A 24,182-nucleotide genomic window follows, 5' to 3' on the forward strand; every position below is an offset into this window, starting at 1 on the left:
TTGGAAAGCCGGGTTCGCCCGGCTTTTCTTTTGCCTCGATCGCGGCAAGCCGTCAGCCCGCTGAGGCGAGCCTTCAGCCCACCGGCGCATCCGCGCGCATCAGGCCTTCCTGCTTGAGGTCCGCCCACAGCGCCGCGGGCAGCTTGGCATCGAGCAGGGCGCGGTTGCTTTCGACTTCGCTCGGCCGCTGGCCGCCGGGGATGACCGACACCACGGAGGGGTGCAGCAGCGGAAACTGCAGCGCCGCCTCGATCAGCCTGACGCCATGGCGCTGGCAGACGGCCTCGATGCGCCCGACGCGATCCATGATGTCCCTTGGCGCCTCGGAGTAATTGTAATAGGCGCCTGGCTTCGGCCCGGTCGCCAGGATGCCGGAATTGTAAGGACCGCCGAGAACGATGCCGATGCCGCGTTGCTCGCAGAGCGGCAGGAAGGTGGCAAGCGCTTCCTGTTCCAGCAGCGTGTAGCGCCCGGCCAGCAGGAACAGGTCGAAGTCGCCACGCTCCGCCAGCGTCTGGCAAACCTCCCATTCGTTGATGCCGCCGCCGAAGGCCTTGATCACGCCCTGGTCGCGCAGCGCAACCAGTCCGTTGTAGCCCGAGGCCATGAATTCCTCGATGCGCTGGTCTGACGCCTCCTTGCTGCCATGGGTGAAGATGTCGAGGTCATGGACGAAAAGGATGTCGATGCGGTCGACGCCAAGCCGTTCCAGCGACGCCTCGAACGAGCGCATGACGCCGTCATAGCTGTAGTCGTAGACCTCCTTGCGCGTCGGTGTGTCGAAGAACTTGCCGATGCCGGTTCGTTGCTCCGGCGGGCAGGCGCGCAACAGGCGACCGACCTTGCTCGACAGCACATAATCGTCGCGCTTCCTGCCGCGCAGGAAGGCATTGAGCCGTGTTTCGGCAAGGCCCAGGCCATAGAGCGGCGCGGTGTCGTAGTAACGGCAGCCGGTCGCCCACGCCGCCTCCAGCGTCGCGTTGGCATCCGCGTCGGGGACGGCGCGGTAAAGGTTGCCGAGCGGCGCGCTGCCGAAGCCAAGCTCGGTGAAGTCGAGGCCGCCATTGCCGATGCGGTCGAAATGCCGTGTCTTCATGTCGTGCTGATTTCCTGGATTGATTGTCTGACATGACACTATCACGCCGCTGGCTCAGCAAAAGCCGCCATGGCCGTTGGACAGGCATTTTCCCGATGATAGCATGAACAAAAACAAGCCTTTTCCGAAAGCGCGCAACCGGAAATCACCGGCCACAAACCCGGCCCGACAGATGGGACTCTCATGGCGAATGCCGGCTCGGATATGTTTTCGACCGCCCTGCAAGAGCTGGGCGCCGTACTGGCGCGCGTCGACGAAGCCGGCATCGACATCGCCTGCGAAACCCTGGCCCGCGCGCAAAAGATCGGCGTCTATGGCTGCGGCCGCGAAGCGTTGCAGCTCAAGGGTTTCGCCATGCGCCTCTATCACCTTGGGCTTGAGGTGTCGGTGGTCGGCGACATGAACACGCCACCGCTTGGCGCAGCCGATGTCTTCCTGGTCAGTTCCGGCCCGGGCGAGACGACGACGGTGCTCACCTTGATGCAAGTCGCCCGCCAGGCCGGCGCCACCGTGCTTTTGCTCACCGCCGAGGCAGGCAGCAGTGCGGTCGCGCTTGCCGACTTCACCTTGCTGATCCCGGCGCAGACCATGGCGCGTGACCAAGGGCCGCAAAAGACATCGCTGCTGCCGATGGGCTCGGTCTTCGAAGGGGCGCTGTTCCTGCTGTTCGAGGTCATGGTGCTGAAGCTCAAGGCGCTGACCGGCCAGTCGTCCGAGGCCATGCGCGCCCGCCACACCAACATGGAATAGATCATGCGCTACGAACTGATGCTGCCGCACCAGATCCGCAAGGCGATCGCCGAGAACTGGCCGGTCGCTCTCCCGCTCGGCGTGCTCGAATATCACGGCGAGCACATGGCCGTCGGCATGGACACGCTGGCCGTCGTCAAGACGCTGGAGCTCTACGAGAAGGAGGCCGACGTCGTCATCCTGCCGGCTTTCTACTACGGTGCGGCGAGCTATGTGGTGGCAGCACCCGAAGGCAACGGCTCGGTGCAGGTCGGCGGCAACCAGCTGGCGCCGTTCGCCGAAGAATTGTTCTACAGCCTGCTGCGCATCGGCTTTCGTAACATCAACGCCATCATCCACCACCAGACCGAGAACTTTGCCGCCGGCATGCCGACCGATCTCGCCTTCAAGGCCGCCGGCCGCCAGGCGATCTTCCGCTTCCTCGAGAAGCAGCGCGGCGAGGGCTGGTGGGGCTCAGACGAGATGGCCGATTATTATTCCGGGCACGCCGCCGGCGAGAATTTCTTCAACTGGGTGCAGGTGCACCCGCTAATGTCGGCTGCCATGAACGGGAAGTATCCGTTCGATCACGCCGGTGTTGGCGAGACATCATTGATGCTGGCACTGTGTCCGGAAGCGGTCGATGCCGGGCGTTTTGGCGAGAATACCGCGTGGTATACGGCCAGTGCGCCGGAGGCCTCGGCGGAGCTGGGGCGAAAGGGTGTGGCGATGATCATGGATCACCTGAGGGCGATATTGGGGCGCTAGCAGACAAAGTCGCTCTGTAGCGATCCTTCACCCCCCCCTCTGTCCTGCCGGACATCTCCCCCGCAAGGGGGGAGATCAGATGTCATTTCCGCTTTCGCCAATCACCTACGTCGCAAGAAAAGCGATGCAGCCAAAGCTGCCGATCTCCCTCCTTGCGGGGGGAGATGGCCGGCAGGCCAGAGGGGGGTGCTGTCCCGCCGAGGTCAACAGTAGAGGGGCACGCCGCCTCTCGCCTACTTCACCGCCCCCGCCGTCATGCCCATGATCAGATAGCGTTCAAGCGCAATCCCGATGACCGCCAGCGGTGCGATCGCGGCGGTGGCAAGCGCCGCCATCGACCACCAGTTGATGCCTTGCGAGCCGGTCTGGCTCGCCACCATCACCGGAATGGTCTTGGCGTCGGTCGACGTCAGGAGTGCCGCAAAAAAGTACTCGTTCCAGCACAGCACCATCGCCAGGATGAAGGCGGCGACCATGCCCGGCAGCGCAATCGGCATGACGATGCGGAAAAAGGCGCCCCAGATCGACAGGCCGTCGACCAGCGCTGCCTCCTCCAGTTCGACAGGGATCGAATTGAACTGGTCGCGCATGATCCAGATGACGATCGGCAGCACCATGAGCGTGTAGAGCAGGATCAGGCCGATGCGTGTGTCGAGCAGGCCGACCTCGCGGTAGAGCACCAGGAAGGGCAGGGCGAGCACCACCGGCGGCAGGATCAGCTGCGACAGGAAGAAGAAGGAGATGTCCTCGTTCTTGAACCAGGCGAACTGATAGCGGTACCGGGTCAGCCCATAGGCGGCGAGGCTGCCGATGACGATGGCGAGGCTCGATGCGCCGACCGAGGTGATGACCGAATTCATGAAGCGCTTGAAAAACTCCTCCCGCACCGTCGAGGTCTGGAAGATCGAATCCGGCGACAGGCCGAGCGAGCGCCAGCCCTTCCAGTCCGGTTGGAAGTCGACGAACGGGATGAGGTGTCCTTGCGTGACGTCGACCGCAGTCTTGAACGAGGTGGTGATCGTCCAGTAGATCGGGAACAGGCAGATGAAGGCCCAGAACGCCAGCGCGCCATAGATGAAGATGCGATTGGCCAGAAAACCTAGCGGTGAGCGGATTTCCGAGGCAGTATAGTCGGTGGTCTGGACGCTCATTGTGCCTCGTCAGTTCACGTTGCGCACGAAGCGATTGGCCAATTTCAACAGCCAGGTCACGAACACGACGATGATGACGAGATAGGCCATCGCCAGCATGGTGCCGTAGCCGACATTCGAGCGGTCGCGGTATTCGCGGTAGATGAAGCTCGACACCGAATCCGTGGCGCCGCCAGGCCCGCCGGAGGTCACGGTGATGATGATGTCGGCAAGCTTCAGCTTGAAGATGATGCGCAGGATCACCGCCGTCACCGACACCGGCAGCATCAGCGGGAAGGTGACCTGCCAAAAAGTCTGCCATGGCGTGGCGCCGTCGACGCGCGCTGCCTCCAGCACGTCGCGCGACATCGCCTGCAGGCCGGCAAGCAGCATGATCATCATGAACGGGATGAAGGTCCAGGCGTCGAGCACCATGATCGAGATGCGGGCGGTGATCGGGTTGGAGAAGAAGGCGGGGTTCTCCCAGCCGAGATGGCGCGCCAGCGTCGCCGCCGGCCCGAAACGGTATTCCATCAGCGATTTGCCGATCATCCAGGATACCGCGACCGGCGACAGCATCAGCGGCATCAGGAAGACGACTCGGAAGAATTTGCGCGCCCGGATCTGCGCGTTGAGCAGCAGCGCCAGGCCGAAGGCGATGACATATTCGACCAGCACGGCGAGCACATAAAGCACCATGTTGAACAGCGCGTTGCGGTAGTAGGGATCGGCCAGCATCTGCCAGAAATTGTCGAGCCCGTTGAACTTGCGGCCGGAAAAGGACGACAGGTTCCAGTCGGTCAGCGCGATATAGAAGCCGAACAGCGTCGGGAAGATCACCATGGCGATGGTGAACAGCAGCGCCGGCAGCAGGAACAGCGCGCGCTGGCCGTCCTCGCCGCGCGTCAGCACCTGGCCGATGCCGAGCGCCACGCCCCACAGAACATAGGCGTAGACGATCGGACGCCAGGTCTCGAAGCCGAGCGTGGTGATCTCGTTCTTGTAGAGGATCTCAAACGCGATCACCGCCAGCAGGCCAAGCGTGGCGGCCGCCATCAGGGCAAAACCCGCCCGCTTGCGGGCCGGCGAGATCAGATCGGCTGGGCCGGCGTTGGCCGGCCATGCATTGGTGGTCTGGTCTGCCACGCGTCCCCGTCCGTTTAAAAAATCAAGCCTGCGACCGGCCCGAGCCGGTCAGGTCCGGCGGCTTGCACCGCCGGACCTGTTGTCACGATAGGATCAGCCTACACGCCGAGCGAGGCCTTGTAGAGCTTGATCTGGTTTTCGCGGCCGATCTGGTCGGTCAGCTTCTCCCAGGCCGCGGCAATGGCGTCGGCGCCTTCCTGCGCCTTCATCTTGCCGGCGAATGTGTTGGCCAGAATGTCCTCGGCAGCCGAATAATACTGGAAGATGCCGGGGATGCGCGGCTCGATCGCCGCGTTCGGATGGTTGTAGCTGTCGGCTTCCGACTTCAGATACGAGGTGATGAACGCCTCGTCGTAGCCTGCCGCCACCCATTCGGGAATGTCGAAATGCGAGTTGCGGTAGGGCTGGAAGCCGGACGGATACATCGCCGTCCAGATTGACAGGTCCTTGCCGCCGAGATGAGCGGCGGCCGACCATGCCGCTTTTTTCTTCTTTTCGTCAGTATCGACGCGGGCCATGACGTAGACGCCCCAGCCGAGATAGGCGCAGTTCGGCGCATAGTTCGGGCCGCTGGCGAGTTTGTCCCAAGCGCCGGTCTTGGCATTGTAGACGTCGTCGGACCCCGGCAGGATCGAGAAGCCGGTGACGTCGCCGATGACCGAGCTATCATTGGTCTTGACGTTGGAGCCGACGTCGCCCCACCAGGTGACCATCGAACCGGTGCCGGCCAGGAACTGCTGGAAGGCTGTCGTGTTCGGGTCGGCGTTGATCTGGTCGGCGGGCTCCGACGGCAGCGCGTCGATGACGTCCTGGATGGCGCGCACCCAGGCCGGATTGTTGATGCGCGGCTTCATCGTGTCGGCATCGAACAGCCAGGCCTTGTCGTCGGGATGCTTGGCATAGGCGGTGGCGCGGCTGCCGAGGAAGTAGAAGCCGAAACCGCCCCAGGCCTTGGGCGCATCGAGATAGCCGAAGACGTCCTGATCCTTGAACTTCTTGCCCTTGAGGAATTTTGTGACGGCCTGGACTTCCTGCCAGGTCTTCGGCACACCCCATTCGGTGGCCGCGCCGCCGTCCTTCCACGCCTTGGCGAGGTCGGCATCGGCAAAAACGTCGGTGCGGTAATTGAAGTTGTGCGCATCGCCATCGACGGTGATCCGGTACTGCTTGCCGTCCCAGGTGCCGACCGGCGGCTGCAGATAGGCCACGACATCCTTCATGTCGATCTGCTCTTTGACCCAGTCGGGCATCTCGGACGTCAGGCCCTTGCCGCAGACATCGCCTTCGAAGGGCGCGCCCATCTCGATGATGTCGAAGTCGACGGTGCCGGTGGCGATCGACTGCTGCAGGCGGGCATTGTAGTCGGCCTGCGCCAGGTCGATCCAGCTGATCTTGGCGCCGGTATAGGCCTCCCACGGCTTCAGGAAGCCGCGGAACAGCACATTGTGCAGGTTCTGGTTGTTGAGGCCCATGAAGGTGAGCTCGACGCCGGCGAATTCGCCTTCCTTGACGTTGGCCTTGGTGGCTTCCAGGCAGAGTTCGCCGACCTTCTGGAAATCGGCATCCGTCGGCTGACCCTTGCCGACGCCGGGGATCTGCAGAATTTTGGAGCGTAGCTCGCTGGCGGCTTCAGCCGGGCGGGTGAAAGCGCCGAGCCCAGCGCCCGATGCGGCGGCGATCGCGGCCATCGAGGCCGCGCCTTTGAGTATGTCACGCCGGGTGGCACCCGCGCGGACGAGTTTTTCGTACAGACCGACTCTCATCTATTCCTCCCAGAACAACAGTCGTGAATTAAATGCCAATCCCTCCGACGCCGAAACGTCGGCGGTTCTCCTTTATCATACGGGGACGTGGGACCCCACCCTGCGTCGCCTGGAGCTCCGATTTTCGGATAAAAATCCGACTGCCGGATTGGCAACAGCTAATATTTGCGTAATCGATTACCTTGTCAACACGAATGGCTTTTTATCGATAACATACCGACTTGCCCTTGCCGGTGGCAATGGCTAGCTTCACCGCGAGAAAAGGGGGGACGATGGCTCAAGTCGCGATCAGCAATGTGGCCAAGGCGTTCGGAACCGTCAAGGTCCTGCACGAGGTCAGCGTCGATATCGCCGATGGCCAGTTCGTGGTGTTGGTAGGCCCGTCGGGCTGCGGCAAGTCCACGCTGCTCAGGATGGTGGCCGGGCTGGAGACCGTCTCCGGCGGCACGATCGCCATTGGCGAGCGCATCGTCAACAATCTGCCGCCGGCCAAGCGCGACATCGCCATGGTGTTCCAGAACTACGCGCTCTATCCGCACAAGACGGTGGAGCAGAACATGGCGTTTGCGCTGAAGCTGCGCAAGACCGATCCGGCCGTGGTCGCCGAGCGGGTCAAGCGCGCCGCCGACATTCTCGACCTCAATCCGTACCTGAAACGTTATCCGCGCCAGCTCTCCGGTGGCCAGCGCCAGCGCGTCGCCATGGGCCGCGCCATCGTGCGCAATCCGCAGGTCTTCCTGTTCGACGAGCCGCTCTCCAATCTCGACGCCAAGCTGCGCGTGCAGATGCGCACCGAGATCAAGGAACTGCACCAGCGGCTGAAGACCACCACCATCTACGTCACCCACGACCAGATCGAGGCCATGACCATGGCCGACAAGATCGTCGTCATGCGCGATGGCCGTATCGAGCAGGTCGGCGCGCCATTGGAATTGTTCGACCGGCCGGCCAATCTGTTTGTCGCCGGCTTCATCGGCTCGCCGTCGATGAACCTGCTCAAAGGCGTGGTGCGCAAGGGCGACAAGGTCGAGATAGCAGGCACGCTGTTCCCGATTGCTGCCGGCAGCGCCGCCAAGGAGGGCCAGGCCGTGGTCTATGGCGTGCGGCCCGAGCATCTCGAAATCCATCCCGACGGCGTGCCGGCAAAGATCTCGGTGGTCGAACCCACGGGTTCCGAAACGCTGGTCTTCGTGCGCTTCGGCGACAGCGGCGAGATGGTGGCGCTGTTTCGCGAGCGCCACGACTTCAAGCCCGGCGACACGCTCAATCTCAAGCCGCGCCTCGACCAGGTCCATCTCTTCGACGCCGAGACCGGCAACCGGCTCTGATTTCCAATCGACTTTGACCAAACCTGTTTGACGAGGACTGCCATGCTCAAAGGGATCAACCCATTGCTCAATGCCGATGTGCTCCAGGCGCTCAGGGCAATGGGACACGGCGACGATCTGATCATCGCCGACACCAATTTCCCCGCCGATTCGGTGGCAAAGCAGACCGTGCTCGGCAAGCTGCTGCACATCGACGCCTCGGCGGCCGATGTGGTCAAGGCGGTGCTGTCGCTCTATCCGCTGGACACTTTCGTCGACGATGCGGCCGCGCGCATGGAGATCGTCGGCAAGCCGGACGAGATCCCGCCGGTGCAAAAAGAGGTGCAAAAGGAGATCGACAAGGCCGAGGGCAAGGCCTGGCCGATGATCTCGGTCGAGCGCTACGCCTTCTACGAGCGCGCCAAGAAAGCCTATTGCGTCATCCAGACCGGCGAGCGCCGCTTCTATGGCTGCTTCGCCTTTCGCAAGGGCGTCGTGCCGCCGGACGCCGAGTAGGGCCATGGCGTCGGGCAAACCTGTCGTCATTCTGGGCGTTTTCGTCGCCGACACCGCTTACCGGGCCAATCGACAGCCGCGCATGGGTGAAACCATTCTTGGTAATTCCTTCAAGCTGGGACCTGGCGGCAAGGGCTCGAACCAGGCGGTGGCGGCAGGCAAGCTCGGCGCCGACATCACTTTCCTGACCCGGCTTGGCGTCGATGCTTTCGCCGACATGGCCAAGGCGACCTGGGCAGAGGCGGGCGTGAAATCCGCCGTCATCGACACGCCGCAAAGCTATACCGGCGCGGCCTATATCTTCATCGAGGAGACGACCGGCAACAACGCCATCATCGTCAGCCCGGGTGCGGCGATGCTGATCTCGTCTGAAGACATCGAGGCCAATGCCGGCCTGATCCGTGGAGCCGGCGTCTTCGTCACCCAGCTCGAACAGCCGATCGACGCGGCACTGCGCGCACTCGAGATCGCGCGCGGGGCAGGGGTGACCACCATTCTCAATCCGGCGCCCGCGGCCAAGCTGCCGGACCGCATCTACACGCTGTGCGACTATGTGACCCCCAACGAAACCGAGGCCGAGGAACTGACCGGCATCAAGGTTTCTTCGATCGACGACGCTCGCCGCGCCGCCGACAGCCTGCTCAAAAAAGGCGTCGGCTCGGTCATCATCACGCTCGGCGAAAAAGGCGCGCTGCTGCACACGGCCGCTCGGTCCGACCATGTCCCGGTGGTCAATGCCGGCCCGGTGGTCGAAACCACCGGTGCGGGCGATGCCTTCAATGGCGGCCTGGCCGCCGCACTCGCCAAAGGCGTGGAGCCGCTGCAAGCCGTCCGCTTCGCCTGCGCCGTCGCCGGCATTTCGGTGACGCGGCCGGGTACGGCGCCATCCATGCCGACGCTGCATGAGGTCGAGGCGCTGCTGGCCAAGGGGTGACGTCGTTGCGGGAGAGATCGAATTCAGATCCGACCGGATCTGAATTCCCACATGCAAGACCATGATTTTAGACGATTATGTCACATTTCTCCTGAGGAGAAATGGCGCGAGTGACGGGGCTCGAACCCGCGACCTCCGGCGTGACAGGCCGGCGAAAACGCCTGATTAATCAACGACTGATTCAATTCCTTACGCTCTCGAATTTGCGGGAAAAAGCGCGAAATTGAAACTTGCCTATCAGAACTCCTCGTCAACTCCGCGAGGTATTCACTTTGATCGACGCCTCCGCTGCTGCCAGCCTAGCGGTTGGACCGGGACAGACTGCTCCCGGCGACTTCTGGATCGGCTGGAGACGGCAGATCGATGCGCTCGCTTCCGCCGGATTCCGGGTCATCGTTCCCGACCAGAGGGGCTACAACACCAGTGACAAGCCGAAAGCCATCCGTGAATACACGCTCCCCAAGCTCGTCGGCGATGTCGTTGCCATCGCCGACGCGCTCGGCATCGGAAGGTTTCACCTCGTCGGTCATGACTGGGGCGGTATCGTCGCCTGGGCCGCAGGCGCAAAGCTGCCGCACCGCCTGGAAAGGCTCGTCATCCTGAACGCGCCCCATCCCGAGGTGCTGCTTGCCCATTCCTTGCGATCTCCGACCCAGTTCCTGCGGAGCAGCTATGCGGCCTTCTTCCAGTTCCCCTTGCTGCCGGAGGCTTTTCTGGGGGCGGGGCGCTCGGCTCTGCTGGCACGGGCGCTCATCAAATCCAGCCGAACAGATGCCTTCACGGCGGAGGAAATCGCAGAGTATCGGCAGGCCTGGGAACGGCCGGGGGCGCTGACCGGCATGCTCAACTGGTATCGGGCGCTGCGCTTCCGCCCAAGCCTGAAGGAGCGGATCACGACGCCGACCCTTGTGCTGTGGGGGATGCAGGACCAAGCTCTGGAATATGGCCTGGCCGAGCGCAGTCTGGCCCTTTGCAACGATCGGGGCCTGCAGACGTTCGAGAAGGCGACGCATTGGGTACAGCGCGAAGAGGCCAGCGCGGTGAATGCCGCGCTTCTGGCGTTCCTGGACGGCTGAGATGCCGTTCCGTTCTGTAGGTGGCCTGATTCGCCGTGATCTCCTGACCGTGCTCGCTGCCGCGGTCACAACCCACCACCTTACCTCCTCTGCTGATGCAGCATTGGCAGAGGCCTCAACGGAGCATCCGATGCCACACGTCGTCCTTCTCGGGGATTCGATCTTTGACAACGCTGCCTATGTCGCGCACGGGCCCGACGTAGTGCGGCAGCTGCGGGAGCGGTTGCCGGAGGGGTGGCGTGCAACGCTAAACGCCGTCGACGGCGCCGTCACAAGCGGCGTCGAGCGGCAGCTTGAACGGCTCCCCCAGGATGCTAGCCATCTTGTCGTCAGCGTCGGTGGCAATGATGCTCTTCGTCATGCAGGGATTCTGGAGCAGGGGGCCTGTTCGGTGGCCGAGGTTCTGGACAGGATCAGCGATATCCGGGAGGAATTCGAGCACGACTACTGTACGATGCTCAAGGGGGCGCTGGGCCAAAACCTACCCACCGCTGTCTGCACGATCTACGAGGCGCGCTTTCCCGACCAACAGCGTCGTAGACTTGCCGCAACTGCCCTGACGGTCCTCAACGACGTCATCACCCGGGCGGCGTTCTCGCGCGGTTTGCCGCTCGTCGACCTGCGCTTGGTATCGAATGAGGACGCGGACTTCGCCAATCCTATCGAACCGTCAGTGCAAGGCGGCGCGAAGATCGCGGCAGCCATCGCGGCACTTGTAGTCGAGCACGATTCAGCCGGACGTCGGTCGGTGGTCTTCGTCGGCTAAACGGCGTAATCCCGCCCGATCGTCTGCACTCCCGATGGTCGGTCGGACTGAAAGCAACAATTCAGACGGCCAGCACGATCTTGCCTTGAATACTGCCGTCGGCGGCGCGCTCATGTGCGCGCGATGCCTCGGCCAGCGGGAATGTGCTGTCGATGACGACACGCACAAGGCCGTCGTCGAGCAGGCGGGCGGCTTTTGCCAACTGCGCGCCATTGGATCGAACCTGTGTGGATGAGACCGTGATCCCCAGCCTCTCTGTCTCTTCGTGACCAGCGAAGCCCAGTGGGTTGACCAGGAACAGCGCGCCGCCCGGCTTCAGAACATGGAAGAAGCGCTCCATGTCCGCGCCGCCCACCGCGTCGAGGACAAGGTCGACGTCTCGGACGACATCTTCCGCCGCGGTTGTCTTGTAGTCGATGAATTGATCCACGCCGAGATCGCGCATCAGCGCCTCGTTCTTGGCCGATGTCACCGCGATGACGCGCGCGCCCCGCCATTTCGCCAACTGGACGGCCAGATGCCCGACACCGCCTCCGGCACCATTGATGAGCACCGTCTTGCCGTCGAGGGGCACCGGCTCATGCGGTAAGGGCTGGAACGGATTCGGCTCGTCGTGGCCGAGTTCGATCAAGAACTGCCATGCCGTCAGAAGCGACATCGGCGCACCAGCCGCATGAATATAGTCGATGCCGGCTGGTTTCAACGCAACATGCGATGCCGGCACACTGACATAATGCGCGTAGGCATTGCTACCCGTCATCAAGTTATCGGGGAAGCGAACCATTGCGTAGACCTCGTCCCCGATGCTGAACTCAGCGACGTCAGCGCCAACCGCTTCAATGACGCCCGACACGTCCGTGCCGAGAATCAGTGGGAAGGACGCGTTGGGTCGCCATTCTGGCGGCAATGCGCGATAGCCATCCCGCAGATACCAGTCGGGCGGATTAAGCCCGGCCGCCTGGACTCGGACAAGCACCTCGCCGGGCTTCACACCCGGCCTAGGCGCGTCTTCGTACACCAGCATCTCGGGACCACCGAATGCGTGCAGACGGACTGCCTTCATCTTATCGCTCATTGGTGAAATCTCCGCTCATCCATGTCATTGGAGCGAATCTAGCGGCATGACCGCCGGTTGATAATCGGTGCCGATGGCGGTTAAGTAATGCCATGGCGGAACATATCACTTTGGATCGGCTCACTGGCATCATCGCCTTCGCGCGTGCGGGATCGCTCGGCAGCTACACGGCAGCGGCGCGCGCGCTGTCGATTTCCCCGTCGGCGGTCAGCAAGAGCGTCCAGCGGCTCGAGCGGCATTTAGGAGTGTCGCTGTTTACCCGTACAACGCGCTCGCTCACCTTCACGCCCGAAGGGCGCGACCTGCATGAGCGCGCGCTGCGTCTGCTACGCGAGGCGGAGGAAATCGAGCAGGCGGCAATGACCGCGCGCTCCGAACCATCGGGCACGTTGCGCGTGGCCGCGTCGCTGCCGATCGGACTCCACCTGATTGCTCCGGCTTTACCGGCTTTCCGTCGGCTCCATCCGAACCTGATCGTCGATCTCAGGCTGGGTGACCAGTTGGTGGACATGATCGAGGAAGGGATCGATGTCGCCATACGCATCGGTGATCTGGCTGACACCCGGCTACTATCACGCAAGCTCGCACCCCATCGGCTTTGCTGCTTCGCCTCGCCAGCCTATCTCGAGGAACGCGGCACACCGACCCATCCCGATCACCTGGAAGGGCACGACACCGTCAACCTTCGATATCAGAGCACAGGCCAGGCCTTTCGCTGGCCCTTCCGGATTGGCGACCGTGAAATCGAGATCGTGCCCAATTCCGGTGTGGTCGCCGATGCCAGCGATGCCGTGCTCATCATGCTGGCAGCCGGCGGTGGGATAGGCATAGGCGCCTCCTTCATGGCGGCTCCCTATGTGAAGTGCGGCGAACTGGTCCCAGTGCTGTCCACGTTCGCGGTCGAGCGAAACAATGTCACCGTGCTCTGGCCGGCAAGCCGACGCGCCAACCCCGCCGTGCGCGCCTTTCTGACCATGCTCGACGCCGCTTTCACTCTGCGAATGGCAGCTTCAAGCATCGACTGATCTGGCGCGGAAGGGTCGCTAAAGGGCGAAAGCGGTCAATCACTGCTGATTGGCTGAACGGCAGCTATTCCGGGCACAACGTCCAAAAGCTGCTATTCCGTTTCGGCCCCACTACAGGCCGCCCCTCCTCGTCGAATAGCATTAGACTAGTTGATCGGCTACAACGACCTAGAGTGCTAGCAACGGGGAGGGCACATGTCGGCGAGTGCTTACGCATTGACTGGCTTCATCTCGTGGGCGCTGGCCCTGCTGATCGTGATGTAAGTTATCCGGAGCTACCTGGTGATCTCTGGGCAAGTCCCGGCAAACGGCTTTACGCCAGATAACGGAGTCCTCTCCCCGTTTATGCGGAGGTTAGCCCGTGCCCACGCCAACTGCATTGAAGGGCTTCCAATCTTCGGAGGTCTGCTCGGAGTCGCGATCATCATTTCAAAGACAGATGTCACGGATCCCTTGGCCTCCACGATGTTAGGCGCACGTATAGTGCAGTCGGTGATCCACCTCGTCTCAACCAGCCAACTCGCGGTCAGTCTCAGGTTCACCGCGTTCGTTGTGCAAATGGTGATTGGTGCGTATTGGTGCTGGTTGCTGTTGATCTGAAGAGTGGCGGAGCCCCGACGCAAAAGTGGGCCACCTCGATTCCGGGAGCCTTGGCAAACCCACTCCGGATCGTGACCCGAAAGACTGTCCCTTTTGACAGGCGAGCGAACCGCAAACTGGTAGTGGCAAAACCGCCGTTGAGGCATGATATTGCTGTTGGATTTTGGGGCTACTCCCCAGCTTCGGAGAAGGATCGGCGTTCAGAGAGCAATTTGCACGCCTGGGCGCTGCGGCGCTCCCCAGCTTTTGGCCACACGCACGCCCTGCAAACGCTCGGCTCAAGAGCGCCTGGCAGCGGAGCAGAGAACTGTTGGACTTTGTGAGTGTTAGAGGGAGAGGAACTGAGATTCAACCTTCTCCACCTGCACTTGGTCCTTGCACGCTGGCCTCAGCAGCACCTAATCCTGCCACGCAACCTGGAGGAGCAAGCCAGTGCTACCGAGCTATGTAGACACCGATCGGCTCGCGCTGTAGCCATAGGCCTCCGCCCGTCGGGGTTCACCGGCGTCGGGGTGGGGGGCCGGCCTAGGGGGGGCCCAGCAACGCGCACGTCAGCCTAGCTATCTTTCGAGTCGCCGGGTCCGGAGACCGCCAGGCTGGATTATACCCGACAAATCTTGATAGGCTGCCGTTCTGGGGGTCGCACGATGAACGAGGTTGAAAAGCTGGCCGTCGAGGTTGTCGCGACCGGCCTTGGCTGGCCCGAGGGCCCGACGGTGCTGCCCGATGGCCGAATTGTCATCGTCGAAAGCTATCGCAGCCAGCTGACGGCCATAGATCGCGACGGAAGTGCTCGCCAGTTCGCGTATGTTGCCGGAGCGCCCAACGCCTGCGTTCTCGGATCGGATGACCTGCTCTATGTCTGCCAGAACGGCGGCACGACCGGACCTTGGCGGGCCGCGGACATGACGACGCCATCGATCCAGCGGGTTGCCGAAGGCGGAAAGCCGGAAATCCTGCTGAGCGAAGTCGCGGGCATTCGGCTCAATGGGCCAAACGATCTTGTATTTGCTGCTGACGGCCGGCTCATCTTCAGCGATCCCGGCACATACAACCCGGGGAATCCGGACCCAAGCTACATCTTTGCCGTCAACCCCGACGGCAGTGCGTACCTTGCTCTCGGCTTCGACAAGCCGACCTTCCCCAATGGTGTGGCGATCGAAGCCGACGGCTCGATCATTTGGGGGGAGTCCTATACGGGGCGCGTCAAGCGGCAGCGTCCGGATGGTTCCGTCGAAGACCTGGGCCGCTTGCCTGGGCCCAATCCGATCCCGGACGGGCTGAAGGTCGGAGCCGATGGCCGCCTTTATGTCACGGATATTGCCGCCAACGGCATTCACGTTCTGAAGCCCAACGGCACAGAGGAAGGTTTCTTCGTCTGCGGCAAGGCAACGACCAACTGCGTCTTCTCGGGCGAGATGCTTTGGGTGACAAATGCCGGCGTGCTGGCGACCGGCAGCGATCCCTCCTTTGAGGGAACACTCTCCTGCGTGCGTGTTCCGGGAGGTGGTGGACCGACGCATCATGGTCGCATCGGCGGAAAGCAACCGTGAGTAGCTCCTCGTCCGCCTCAAACACAGGCGATGACCGCGGTGCCGGCGGTGCGGCATCGTCTGCTTCGATGGCGGCGTTGAAGTGCCTGTACAGCGTGGCCACGGTCCGCGCCGCCGCGCGGCGGACTTTGCCACGCCCGGTGTTCGACTTCGCCGATGGCGGTGCCGAGGATGAGCGAACGCTGCGCCGGAACGAGCAAGCTTTTAACGAGGTTGCCATTCTGCCGCGACCACTCAACGGTGCAACGACGCGAGACCTTTCCCTTGACCTCTTCGGCGCGAAACTTGCCATCCCGCTGGGCATCGCGCCAACCGGCCTGGCTGGGCTGTTCTGGCCCGACGGCGAGCGCGCAGCCGCCCGAGCCGCAGCGGCCGCAGGGACATTCTACTGCGCCAGCCACGGATCCGTCTGCACGCTGGAGGACATAGCAGCCACCGGAAGTAGCCCACGGTGGATGCAGGTGTTCGTCTACACCGATCGTGGCTTCACCCGAGAAATGGTGCATCGGGCGCGTGCCTCAAGCTACGACGCGCTGGTGCTCACCATCGACAACCAGATGCTTGGCAACCGTGAACGCGACATCCGCAACGGTTTTGCCATCCCGCCGCGCTTCGGTGTGGCCGGAACCCTCGCGACCGCCACCAAGGCGGCGTGGCTTCTTCGTATGCGCACCCGACTCCCGAAACTGACCTTCGGCAACTACGCGCGCCCCGGGGATACGGCGACGGTCGGTGCATTGGCGGGCCGGATGGCCGCAATGCTCGATCCCGGACTCTCCTGGGCCGATGTCGACTGGCTGCGCACTGTCTGGTCCGGACCGTTGTTGCTGAAAGGCGTCCTGCATCCCAGCGAAGCCGCCGAGGCTGTAGCCCGAGGAATCGACGGCATCATCGTATCCAATCATGGGGGACGTCAGCTTGACGGCGCCGCCGCATCCCTGGACGCGTTGACGGCAGTTGTCGCGGCTGTCGCCGGCCGCGTACCAGTGCTTATCGACGGCGGCATCAGGCGAGGCTCTGACGTCGTCAAGGCCCTGGCGCTCGGTGCCTCGTGCTGTCTGATCGGGCGGCCGCAGTTGTGGGGGCTCGCGGTCGCCGGCGAGGAGGGGGTACGCCACGTGCTCGAACTCTACCGCAAGGAAATCGACCGCGTCATGGGACTGATGGGCGCGCGGAGCCTGCGCGACCTCGGGCCGGACTGTATTTCGTTCGTTCAGGGAATGGGGCCGCTACATGATTGAAGACCCACCACTGCTCACCATCAAGCGCCGTTTCGAACGGCCCGCAGCAGAAATCATCAGTGCTTTTGCGGGCGTGCCGGTTAGCCAGGTCGTAGACGCGATGGGGGGACGCGGCGCCTTACATTATGCGATCAAGCCACTGTCGCCAGCTACTGCGACGATGGTCGGCGTCGCCGTGACCTGTCACTGCGGTCCCGCCGACAACCTCGCCCTTTTTGGAGCACTGGATGCCGCAGCAAGTGGCGATGTCATCGTCGCGGCCACCGACAGCTTTGCCGGTACGGCGGTAACTGGCGATCTCGTGCTCGGCATGGCGCGCAACAAGGGGGTCGCCGGCTTCATCACTGACGGCCTCGTGCGCGACGTTGTCGGGATCGAGGCGGTCGGGTTGCCGGTTTACTGTGCCGGGATCATTGCGAACTCGCCTGCGCGCAATGGTCCAGGCACGGTCGGATTCCCGGTGGTGGTGGGAGGAGTGACTATCTCGCCGGGAGACATACTGGTCGGCGACCGCGACGGTCTCGCCGTGGTGCCTCGCCTGGAGGCTGAGACGGTGCTGGCCCGGCTCTCCGCCATCAGGGCGGCTGAGAAAACTCTTGATGGCCTGGTGCGGCAAGGTCTCGAGATGCCCGACTTCGCCGAGGTCGTCCTCAAATCGAACAGGGCGCGCTTCGTTGACTGAGATGTGAGCTTCTCTAGCTGCGGGACATATGAAGCGCAACACGATTTCGTCCTTCCGATTTGGCACGAAACAGAGCCAAATCGGCGGCATTGACGAAATCGTTTGGCGTCTCGTTCTCGGTGGGCACCGCTGTTGCGACGCCGACGCTGATGGTCACGCGATCCGGGCCGTGGGGTATGTTCAACTCTCGCACGCTCTGGACGAGCCGCTCGGCGATCGCACTGGATTGTTCCAGTATAGTGTCGACCAGCACGATGACGAACTCTTCGCCTCCGTACCGCGCAGCGAGATCCGTGGAACGGCCGGAACCGCTCTGGATTACGCGGGCGATTTGCTTGAGCACATCGTCGCCGGCCATATGGCCATAGGTATCGTTGTATCGTTTGAAGTTGTCGGCATCGATCATCAACAGCGACAGTGGGGACTGTGCGCGAAAAGCGCGTTTCCATTCAGCCGCCAGATATTCGTCAAAATAGCGCCTGTTACCGAGACCCGTCAGGCCATCGATCCGCGTCAGACGTTCAAGCTCTAGATTTGCACTGATCAGCTGTCGCTGGCTTTCCCTCAGCGCTCGGTGTGCCGAGTCTCGCTGGACGTGATCCAGATAGGCCCGCGTGTGATATCGAATGCGTGCAATCAACTCGATACGATCCGGCAGTTTGACGAGATAGTCGTTCGCGCCCGCAGCGAAGGCTTCGCCCTTGGTGGCTGGATCTTCCTTGCTCGACAGCACAATGACTGGAACCGCGCGTGTCGACGCATGCTTCCTGTATTCTCGCACCAGATGTAGCCCATCCACCCCGGGCATGACGAGATCCTGCAGGATGACGGTTGGCTTTACCTCATCCGCGACCGTCATCGCTCTCAACGGGTCGGTGCAGAAGTGTAAGGAAATATCGGGCTCGTTGGCTAGGGCGCGCCTGACCGCCTCGCAAACCATGATCTGATCATCGATGAGCAGAACCATGGATGAATAGTTATCTGCGAGTGGCGGGACCAACTCTGGTTCTTGCGTCATCGGAAGGGGCCTTTCACGTGGAGCGCTCGCAGGCTTCGATTATACGTGAGCCGATCGCACCCAAAGGAAGAATATCAACAGCCGCGCCGATGTCGGCGGCGGCCTTCGGCATGCCATAGACGGCACTGGTTGCTCTATCCTGCGCGATTGTGAGATGTCCCTTGTCACGGAGCTGTCTCAGCCCGCGCGCACCATCCCTGCCCATGCCTGTGAGCAGAACACCAATCACCGAGCCAGGCCACCATTGCGCCGCACTTTCGAAGAACACATCTACCGACGGCCGATAGACATTGTCCTTGGGGCTGGGCGTATAGCCAAGTTGCTGAGCTGACTTGAAAACCAGATGATCCGCAGAACTGGCAACGAGAACGGTGCCCGCTTGAGGACTGTCCCTTTCCCCCGCCGGACGGATCGGGAGACGCGTATGCTGCCCTAGCCAATCAACAAGGCCTGGAACGAACTGAGCATCGAGATGCTGGACGAGCACAATCGCGCCGCGAAAATCAACGGGAAACGCGCTCAGGACTGCGGCAACGGCAGCCGGCCCGCCCGCAGAGGCGCCGATTGCTATCACGTGTCGAGTTGACGGCTCAGCCGCACGTGACATCCGCCTTTTTGCCTGGGTAGGCGCATCACCGATCAACTTGCCTATCGTTCGTATCTTGTTCGTCAAAAGCCGGGCGGATTGCGAGGACGCGTTGCCTTCGATGCCCACCGACGGAATATCGACTGCGTCAAGCGCGCCATGACCCATTGCTTCGTAGACGCCGGCGAGGTTGGCTTCGATACTGGCGGTCACCAGCAAGATTGAGCACGGGGTTTCCGCCATGATTCTGCGCGTCGCTTCCACGCCGTCCATCTCTGGCATCGCTAGATCCATGAGTATCAGATCCGGCAGATCACGTCTGCAGACCTCGACCGCCTCACGCCCATTGGTCGCGATCCACGCGACCTGATGTTCGCCGGTCGACAGGACCAGTCGACGCAGAAGTTCAACCGCCATCGGCATGTCGTTGACTACGCCGATTCTCATTCGCTGGCTTCCAATCTCGATCTCATTCAGCCGCCTCGCCAATCATGTCCACGACGGCATGGATCAGCGCCTCGTCCTGAAAACTACTCTTGGTCAGATAATAGTCCGCACCTGCGTCGAGCCCGCGCGCGCGATCTTCTTCCCGATCCTTGTATGAAACGATCATAATGGGTGTGTTCTTGAGATCAGCGTCCTTTCTGATCAAACTCACCAGCTCGATGCCATCCATGCGAGGCATGTCGATGTCGGTGACGACGAGATCGAAAGGACCAGACCGGACGGCATTCCACCCGTCCATGCCGTCTACCGCCACTTCGACCTCATAACCGTAATTGCCGAGCATCTTGCGCTGGAGTTCGCGAACCGTCAGTGAATCGTCAATCACGAGCACGCGCTTGCGCCTGCTCGCTTCGGGACCGCCCGCGGCGCGCCGAAGAGCTCGAAATCCGCTGGACGATGCAAGCTTTTCCACCGATCGGATCAGATCGTCGACGTCGAAGATCAGAACAGGCGAACCGTCTTCCATCAGGGCCGCTGCGCTGATGTCCTTGATCTTGGCAAACCGTGGATCGAGAGGTCTGATCACTAACTCGCGTTCCCCGAGAAAACGGTCAACGATCAGGCCGTACGCATCGCCCCGACCCGCATCCACGACGACGACGGATAGTTCGTTCGGTTCCGATCCGGGCTCACCTCGATCGAGCACCTCGCGAGCGGTGACCAGCCCGATCTGTCGATCGTTCAATCGAAAATGCGGCCGGCCCTGCAGGACGTTGATCTCCGTCCGCTGCAGTTTCAAAGTCTTGGAAATGGCAGCGAGTGGAAAAGCATAGGGCTCTCCATCGACATCGACGAGCAGCGTGCGGAGGACCGACAGTGTCAGCGGCAATTGCAGTTGAAATCGGGTTCCGTGGCCAAATTCTGAGGAGACGCTTGCGACTCCCCGGACTTCCTTCGTCATGGCTTGCACTGCATCGAGCCCCACACCGCGACCTGAGACGTCGGTAAGGCCCGCTTTCATGGAAAAGCCTGGCAGAAACAGAAATGCGAGCAATTCGCTTTCGCTGAGTGTTTCAGCACTTTCCCTGGTTGCAAGTTGCCGGGCGACGACGGTCTCGCGCAGCTTCGAGAGCTCTATCCCCCTGCCGTCGTCCACCACGGCTATCTGCAGCAGCCCGGCATTGTGCCTCGCTTCGAGCCTGATGAGCCCCTCTTCAGGTTTGCCCATCGCGAGGCGCTCCTCAGGCGGTTCAAGCCCATGGTCTACAGCGTTGCGCAGAAGGTGCCCCAAAGGGGCATCGAGCTGCTCGAGGATATCGCGGTCGATGCCGGTCGAGCCGCCTACGATCTCCAGTCGCACCCGCTTGCCAAGGGTACGACCGAGGTCGCGGATCATTCTCGCATAGTGTCGCACGCCGTCCTCAAAAGGCCGCATCCGGCTCGCCAACGTTTCGTCGTACAATCTGTTGGCAAGATCGGTCGCTTTCCGATCCACTGAATCCAACTCATCGAAACGCTCCGCCAGGAACGCTTGGCTCAACCGAAGCTTTCGCTGCGCTTCAGCCAGCGCCTCCACCACCGCCGCATCGTTTGAAACCGGCGGCAGCACTGCATGAAGATTGTCGAACGCACTTGCGAGATCCGATTGAAGTCGCTTCAGCCGTAGCAGCCCGTCAGCGAATGGCCTGAGCCGCCGAGCTTCCATCAGCGACTCGCCAGCCAGCCCGAGCAATCGGTTCAGGCTGTCTGCCGTCACCCGAACCATTCTATCAGAGCCGATGCTGCCGTGGGCTTGCGGTACCGCCCCAACGAGGAGGTTCGCTGAAGAGGTCGTCGCCAGTTGCTCCTGGGCATGATCTGGAGTTGCGAAATCAGCTGCAAAATCTTGGGGACCGGGCTTTGCCTGGGGGAGGGACAACCCCTCGAACTTCGCGAGAAAGGTTTCGACTTCTGAGTTGGCGCTCTCGCTCGATGATCCCGATGCGATCAATTTCAAAAGGTCAGAACCTTGCAGAAGCGCGTCTATATGCTCCCGTCGCACCCTCAGATGCCCGCGTTGCGCTGCGACCAGGCAGTCTTCCATCGCATTTGCAACTTTGACTGCGGGCATCAGGTCGATGATGCGGGCAGCTCCTTTCAGGGAATGCGCGGCACGCATGCATGCTTCCAGGGCGTCGGCGGCGATAGGATCGCGTTCGAGTGCCAGAAGTCCAGAGGTCAGAGCCCGTGACTGCGTCTCCAGTTCGGCCTGGAAGAGGCTGAGCATCGAAACCTGGCTGAAGTCTTCATCTGTCATGCGATGCTCCGATCCAGCATCGTGAGCAGTTGTCGTGGATCGAGACAGCCAACGGCTCGTCCTTGCCATGGCAGCACGGCAACCGTAGCGGCCGACAGTGCCTTGCCAATCATGGCCGGAACAGCGAGAGTGTCGCGTTCCTGGTACCGATGTAAGCCGTGGATCTCATCAACCATAAAAGCAACCCGCTTGTCGCGCTCGCCTACCACGACAAGGCGGCGAAATACCTTGGTTCGTGTGCCTTGTTCCCCTTCCTTGCGCTCGTCTATCCCGAGCAATTCGGCCAGGGAAAGGCAAATGAGCAATTCACCACGGACATTCGCAATGCCGAGCAGTGCACTGTTCCTGCGATGTGGAAGTGAATGAACGCGACGAGATTCAGCCACTTCATGAAAAATACCGACTGGAAGTGCCAGCCATTCCTCCCCCAAACGGAAGAGAACGGCCGTCTGCAGCGCGTCGTTGTCTGCCGAATCGATCGCTGCACGACCAGCGTTGTCAGGCCATTCGTCGCGAGATGCCGAGGGAGCTGCACGGTCGAGGAGGCGTCGTGCGATCTTCTTGTAGGTCGGGCAATTGCGGCAGTGGAGATGCTGCTCTAGTAGCGGACATGACTTGTCACCCCGTACGCCTATTTGCCGCCAGCAGTCGTTGATTTCGATCTGCTCCACCGGCTGAGCGATCCTTGTCGAAGCCGCCATCAACTGCCGCTCCTTTTCTGGACCCGACCCAGCCGGCCGGCCAGCGCCTCGGCGCCGTTATGGTCGCCTTGCTTGCTAAGCAGCAAGGCCAGATGGACAAGAGCTTCTCGATGATTTGGCGCGAGATAGAGCGCCTTGCGATAACTTTGCGCGGCTTCGGGTGCAGAACCATCCGCATCCTGGACGAGGCCCAGCAGGTAGAAGATTTCTGCGGAAGGACCGAACTCCCTGAGATGCGCCAGGGCGACCTCCTGTGCCTCCTTTACGCGTCCTGCATTGGCGATCCGTTCAACCGCGATGAGGCTTTCCGAGGCGCGTGCAAGCGGCTTGGCCGGAGCCTGCCCGCGGCCTTCATTGCCAATTGTCGGTCGGAACGGACGAAGAGGCTCGCTCTTGTTGACCTTAGGGCTTGGCGTCCGCACCGGGACGGCGGCCGAAACCTTCGGCGCCGTGGTCTTGACGGGCTCCGATTTCAGAAAGGCGAAGGCCAATGGCCATTCAGCGGAAAGAAAGCCATGCACCCTTGGAAGAGCTGCTTCCGCCGGACCGACCAGAAGAAGTCCGTCTTTGGCCAGCAGGTCCTTCAGGCAGATCAATGCGCGATCCTGCAGCTCTCGATTGAAATAGATCAGCAAATTGCGGCAAAGCAGGATGTCATAGACCTCTTGCCCGAAAGGCGCGTGAGAACCGAACAAGTTTCCTACCATGAACCGAACCTGTTTCAGCACCCCAGCAACAGGCCGCAACCCGCCCTCGGCCGCTTCGAAATAGCGATCCTTGAATTCTAAATGGCTGCCGCGAAACGAATTGCGGCCATAGATGGCGTGTTCAGCCGTCGCGATATTGCGGCTGCTGACGTCCACGCCATCGATCTTGAACTCATGTGCCTCAAAGCCGGCATCGAACATGGCCATGGCGACCGAGTAAGCCTCTTCGCCGGTTGAACATGGCAGGCTCAGGATTCTTATCGGCTGAGCAGGCTTGTGCGCGCGCGCATGCCGCGCCAGCATCGTGAACGCTTCTCGGTCGCGAAAGAACCAGGTCTCTGGGATCACCACCGCATTGATCAGCTCCTGCAGCTCCTGCGAGGAACCGGCCAAGTGTTGCCTATAGGCCTGAGGGTTGGTTATCCGGCATGCTTCCATCCGTTCTCTGACCGCCTGACGAACCACTGTCGGACCAACGCTGGCACTGTCCAGTCCAATGGTTTCCGTCAGGAGCTTTTCTATTGCTCCGGTCATTGATCACCTATTGCCGCCTGGCGGAGCAAAGCGGTACGAATCTCTTCCGAAAGCAGCGCTTCCACTTTGACCCACTGAATGATCTCCAAACCATCGGAAGCCACCGGCCCAAGATAGGGCGGGGTTCCTGGTTCCAGTCCGAACGGCGCGAAATCGCTCGGGTCTCGCTCGATCGTATCCGTCACCCGTTCCGCGATCAGCCCCAGCAGGCGTCGCTCGCCATCATCCGCCGGATAGCGCGTCACAACGATCCGGGTGCTCAACAGGCGCTCCGATGGTCGGCCAAGCGCAAGAAGGGTGACATCGATCAGGGGGATGGGTATTCCGTTATAGCTGACCAAACCCACCACACCATTTGGCGCACCCGGAAGAACTTTCACGTCGATATAGGGCAGCACCTCTTCAATTTTGTGGACATCGATCAAGTAGCGATCCGGACCCATGTTGAAGGCGAGGAATAGCATTGTCACCTCCTACTGCCGGCTC

At 61.8% G+C, this 24,182-nt stretch carries 23 protein-coding genes; 12 read left to right on the top strand and 11 right to left on the bottom strand.

What is annotated here, in order from left to right:
- Nucleotides 1-73 precede the first annotated feature (73 nt).
- A complete protein-coding gene (locus AC3EMP_RS17835; protein WP_352712404.1) occupies nucleotides 74-1,096 on the bottom strand; it encodes an aldo/keto reductase in 1,023 nt (340 codons plus the stop codon).
- A gap of 183 nt (nucleotides 1,097-1,279) precedes the next feature.
- On the opposite strand from AC3EMP_RS17835, the gene AC3EMP_RS17840 reads away from it, so the two are divergent.
- A complete protein-coding gene (locus tag AC3EMP_RS17840) occupies nucleotides 1,280-1,846 on the top strand; it encodes an SIS domain-containing protein (RefSeq protein ID WP_023821099.1) in 567 nt (188 codons plus the stop codon).
- A 3-nt stretch (nucleotides 1,847-1,849) separates the two neighbouring features.
- Complete coding sequence (locus AC3EMP_RS17845; RefSeq protein WP_023821098.1) at nucleotides 1,850-2,593, top strand: creatininase family protein; 744 nt, start codon at nucleotides 1,850-1,852, stop codon at nucleotides 2,591-2,593.
- Between the two features lie 233 nt (nucleotides 2,594-2,826).
- Here the strand turns inward: AC3EMP_RS17845 and AC3EMP_RS17850 are convergent, their stop codons facing one another.
- The 3 genes from AC3EMP_RS17850 to AC3EMP_RS17860 all read right to left on the bottom strand — a co-directional run bounded on the left by AC3EMP_RS17850 (nucleotide 2,827) and on the right by AC3EMP_RS17860 (nucleotide 6,632).
- On the bottom strand, nucleotides 2,827-3,744 hold the full coding sequence (locus tag AC3EMP_RS17850; protein WP_023739336.1) for a carbohydrate ABC transporter permease: 918 nt from the start codon (nucleotides 3,742-3,744) through the stop codon (nucleotides 2,827-2,829).
- Between the two features lie 9 nt (nucleotides 3,745-3,753).
- Nucleotides 3,754-4,869, bottom strand: a complete 1,116-nt coding sequence (locus tag AC3EMP_RS17855) for a carbohydrate ABC transporter permease (RefSeq protein WP_352625287.1) — start codon at nucleotides 4,867-4,869, stop codon at nucleotides 3,754-3,756.
- A gap of 98 nt (nucleotides 4,870-4,967) precedes the next feature.
- Entirely contained in the window at nucleotides 4,968-6,632 is a 1,665-nt protein-coding gene (locus AC3EMP_RS17860; RefSeq protein ID WP_023669429.1) for an ABC transporter substrate-binding protein, read from the bottom strand.
- Nucleotides 6,633-6,904: 272 nt separating this feature from the next.
- Here AC3EMP_RS17860 and AC3EMP_RS17865 point away from each other — a divergent pair, with 272 nt between their 5' ends.
- From AC3EMP_RS17865 to AC3EMP_RS17885, 5 genes are all read left to right on the top strand, one after another.
- Complete coding sequence (locus AC3EMP_RS17865; protein ID WP_023697414.1) at nucleotides 6,905-7,960, top strand: ABC transporter ATP-binding protein; 1,056 nt, start codon at nucleotides 6,905-6,907, stop codon at nucleotides 7,958-7,960.
- A 42-nt stretch (nucleotides 7,961-8,002) separates the two neighbouring features.
- Nucleotides 8,003-8,455, top strand: a complete 453-nt coding sequence (locus tag AC3EMP_RS17870) for an RbsD/FucU family protein (protein WP_023669431.1) — start codon at nucleotides 8,003-8,005, stop codon at nucleotides 8,453-8,455.
- A 4-nt stretch (nucleotides 8,456-8,459) separates the two neighbouring features.
- Nucleotides 8,460-9,389, top strand: a complete 930-nt coding sequence (gene rbsK, locus AC3EMP_RS17875) for a ribokinase (protein WP_023700517.1) — start codon at nucleotides 8,460-8,462, stop codon at nucleotides 9,387-9,389.
- A 272-nt stretch (nucleotides 9,390-9,661) separates the two neighbouring features.
- Nucleotides 9,662-10,465, top strand: coding sequence for an alpha/beta fold hydrolase (locus tag AC3EMP_RS17880; protein WP_023700516.1), 804 nt, complete (start codon nucleotides 9,662-9,664; stop codon nucleotides 10,463-10,465).
- Nucleotides 10,466-10,595: 130 nt separating this feature from the next.
- Nucleotides 10,596-11,231, top strand: coding sequence for an SGNH/GDSL hydrolase family protein (locus tag AC3EMP_RS17885; RefSeq protein ID WP_352712407.1), 636 nt, complete (start codon nucleotides 10,596-10,598; stop codon nucleotides 11,229-11,231).
- A 61-nt stretch (nucleotides 11,232-11,292) separates the two neighbouring features.
- Here AC3EMP_RS17885 and AC3EMP_RS17890 read toward each other — a convergent pair whose 3' ends face one another.
- Nucleotides 11,293-12,306 (bottom strand): NADP-dependent oxidoreductase, encoded by a 1,014-nt coding sequence (locus AC3EMP_RS17890; protein ID WP_352712409.1) that lies wholly within the window; start codon nucleotides 12,304-12,306, stop codon nucleotides 11,293-11,295.
- A gap of 92 nt (nucleotides 12,307-12,398) precedes the next feature.
- On the opposite strand from AC3EMP_RS17890, the gene AC3EMP_RS17895 reads away from it, so the two are divergent.
- The 5 genes from AC3EMP_RS17895 (at nucleotide 12,399) to AC3EMP_RS17915 (ending at nucleotide 17,407) form a co-directional block, all read left to right on the top strand.
- The gene (locus tag AC3EMP_RS17895) at nucleotides 12,399-13,331 is read left to right on the top strand and encodes a LysR family transcriptional regulator (protein WP_352445081.1); all 933 of its coding nucleotides are present in this window, start codon (nucleotides 12,399-12,401) and stop codon (nucleotides 13,329-13,331) included.
- A gap of 282 nt (nucleotides 13,332-13,613) precedes the next feature.
- Nucleotides 13,614-13,931: an MAPEG family protein gene (locus AC3EMP_RS17900; protein WP_352712411.1), complete on the top strand. Its 318-nt coding sequence runs from the start codon at nucleotides 13,614-13,616 to the stop codon at nucleotides 13,929-13,931.
- 647 nt (nucleotides 13,932-14,578) lie between these two features.
- Complete coding sequence (locus AC3EMP_RS17905) at nucleotides 14,579-15,484, top strand: SMP-30/gluconolactonase/LRE family protein (protein ID WP_352445079.1); 906 nt, start codon at nucleotides 14,579-14,581, stop codon at nucleotides 15,482-15,484.
- Nucleotides 15,485-15,552: 68 nt separating this feature from the next.
- Nucleotides 15,553-16,725 carry an alpha-hydroxy acid oxidase gene (locus tag AC3EMP_RS17910; protein WP_050588526.1) on the top strand — a complete coding sequence of 391 codons (1,173 nt, stop codon included), beginning with the start codon at nucleotides 15,553-15,555 and terminating at the stop codon, nucleotides 16,723-16,725.
- Nucleotides 16,718-17,407 carry an RraA family protein gene (locus tag AC3EMP_RS17915; RefSeq protein ID WP_023669439.1) on the top strand — a complete coding sequence of 230 codons (690 nt, stop codon included), beginning with the start codon at nucleotides 16,718-16,720 and terminating at the stop codon, nucleotides 17,405-17,407. The genes AC3EMP_RS17910 and AC3EMP_RS17915 overlap by 8 nt, the downstream gene beginning before the upstream one ends.
- Nucleotides 17,408-17,420: 13 nt before the next feature.
- On the opposite strand, the gene AC3EMP_RS17920 is transcribed toward AC3EMP_RS17915, so the two are convergent.
- From AC3EMP_RS17920 to AC3EMP_RS17945, 6 genes are all read right to left on the bottom strand, one after another.
- Complete coding sequence (locus AC3EMP_RS17920) at nucleotides 17,421-18,374, bottom strand: response regulator (protein ID WP_023669440.1); 954 nt, start codon at nucleotides 18,372-18,374, stop codon at nucleotides 17,421-17,423.
- A gap of 64 nt (nucleotides 18,375-18,438) precedes the next feature.
- Complete coding sequence (gene cheB / locus AC3EMP_RS17925; protein ID WP_023669441.1) at nucleotides 18,439-19,458, bottom strand: chemotaxis response regulator protein-glutamate methylesterase; 1,020 nt, start codon at nucleotides 19,456-19,458, stop codon at nucleotides 18,439-18,441.
- Between the two features lie 22 nt (nucleotides 19,459-19,480).
- Nucleotides 19,481-21,754, bottom strand: coding sequence for a hybrid sensor histidine kinase/response regulator (locus tag AC3EMP_RS17930; protein ID WP_488482001.1), 2,274 nt, complete (start codon nucleotides 21,752-21,754; stop codon nucleotides 19,481-19,483).
- Nucleotides 21,751-22,455, bottom strand: coding sequence for a chemotaxis protein CheW (locus tag AC3EMP_RS17935; protein ID WP_081726107.1), 705 nt, complete (start codon nucleotides 22,453-22,455; stop codon nucleotides 21,751-21,753). Before AC3EMP_RS17935 ends, AC3EMP_RS17930 begins: the two co-directional genes overlap by 4 nt.
- Entirely contained in the window at nucleotides 22,455-23,696 is a 1,242-nt protein-coding gene (locus AC3EMP_RS17940) for a CheR family methyltransferase (protein ID WP_023734098.1), read from the bottom strand. Before AC3EMP_RS17940 ends, AC3EMP_RS17935 begins: the two co-directional genes overlap by 1 nt.
- Nucleotides 23,693-24,160, bottom strand: a complete 468-nt coding sequence (locus AC3EMP_RS17945; RefSeq protein ID WP_031197438.1) for a chemotaxis protein CheW — start codon at nucleotides 24,158-24,160, stop codon at nucleotides 23,693-23,695. The genes AC3EMP_RS17940 and AC3EMP_RS17945 overlap by 4 nt, the downstream gene beginning before the upstream one ends.
- Nucleotides 24,161-24,182: the final 22 nt, after the last annotated feature.

It is taken from the genome of Mesorhizobium sp. P160219 (genome assembly GCF_057786095.1).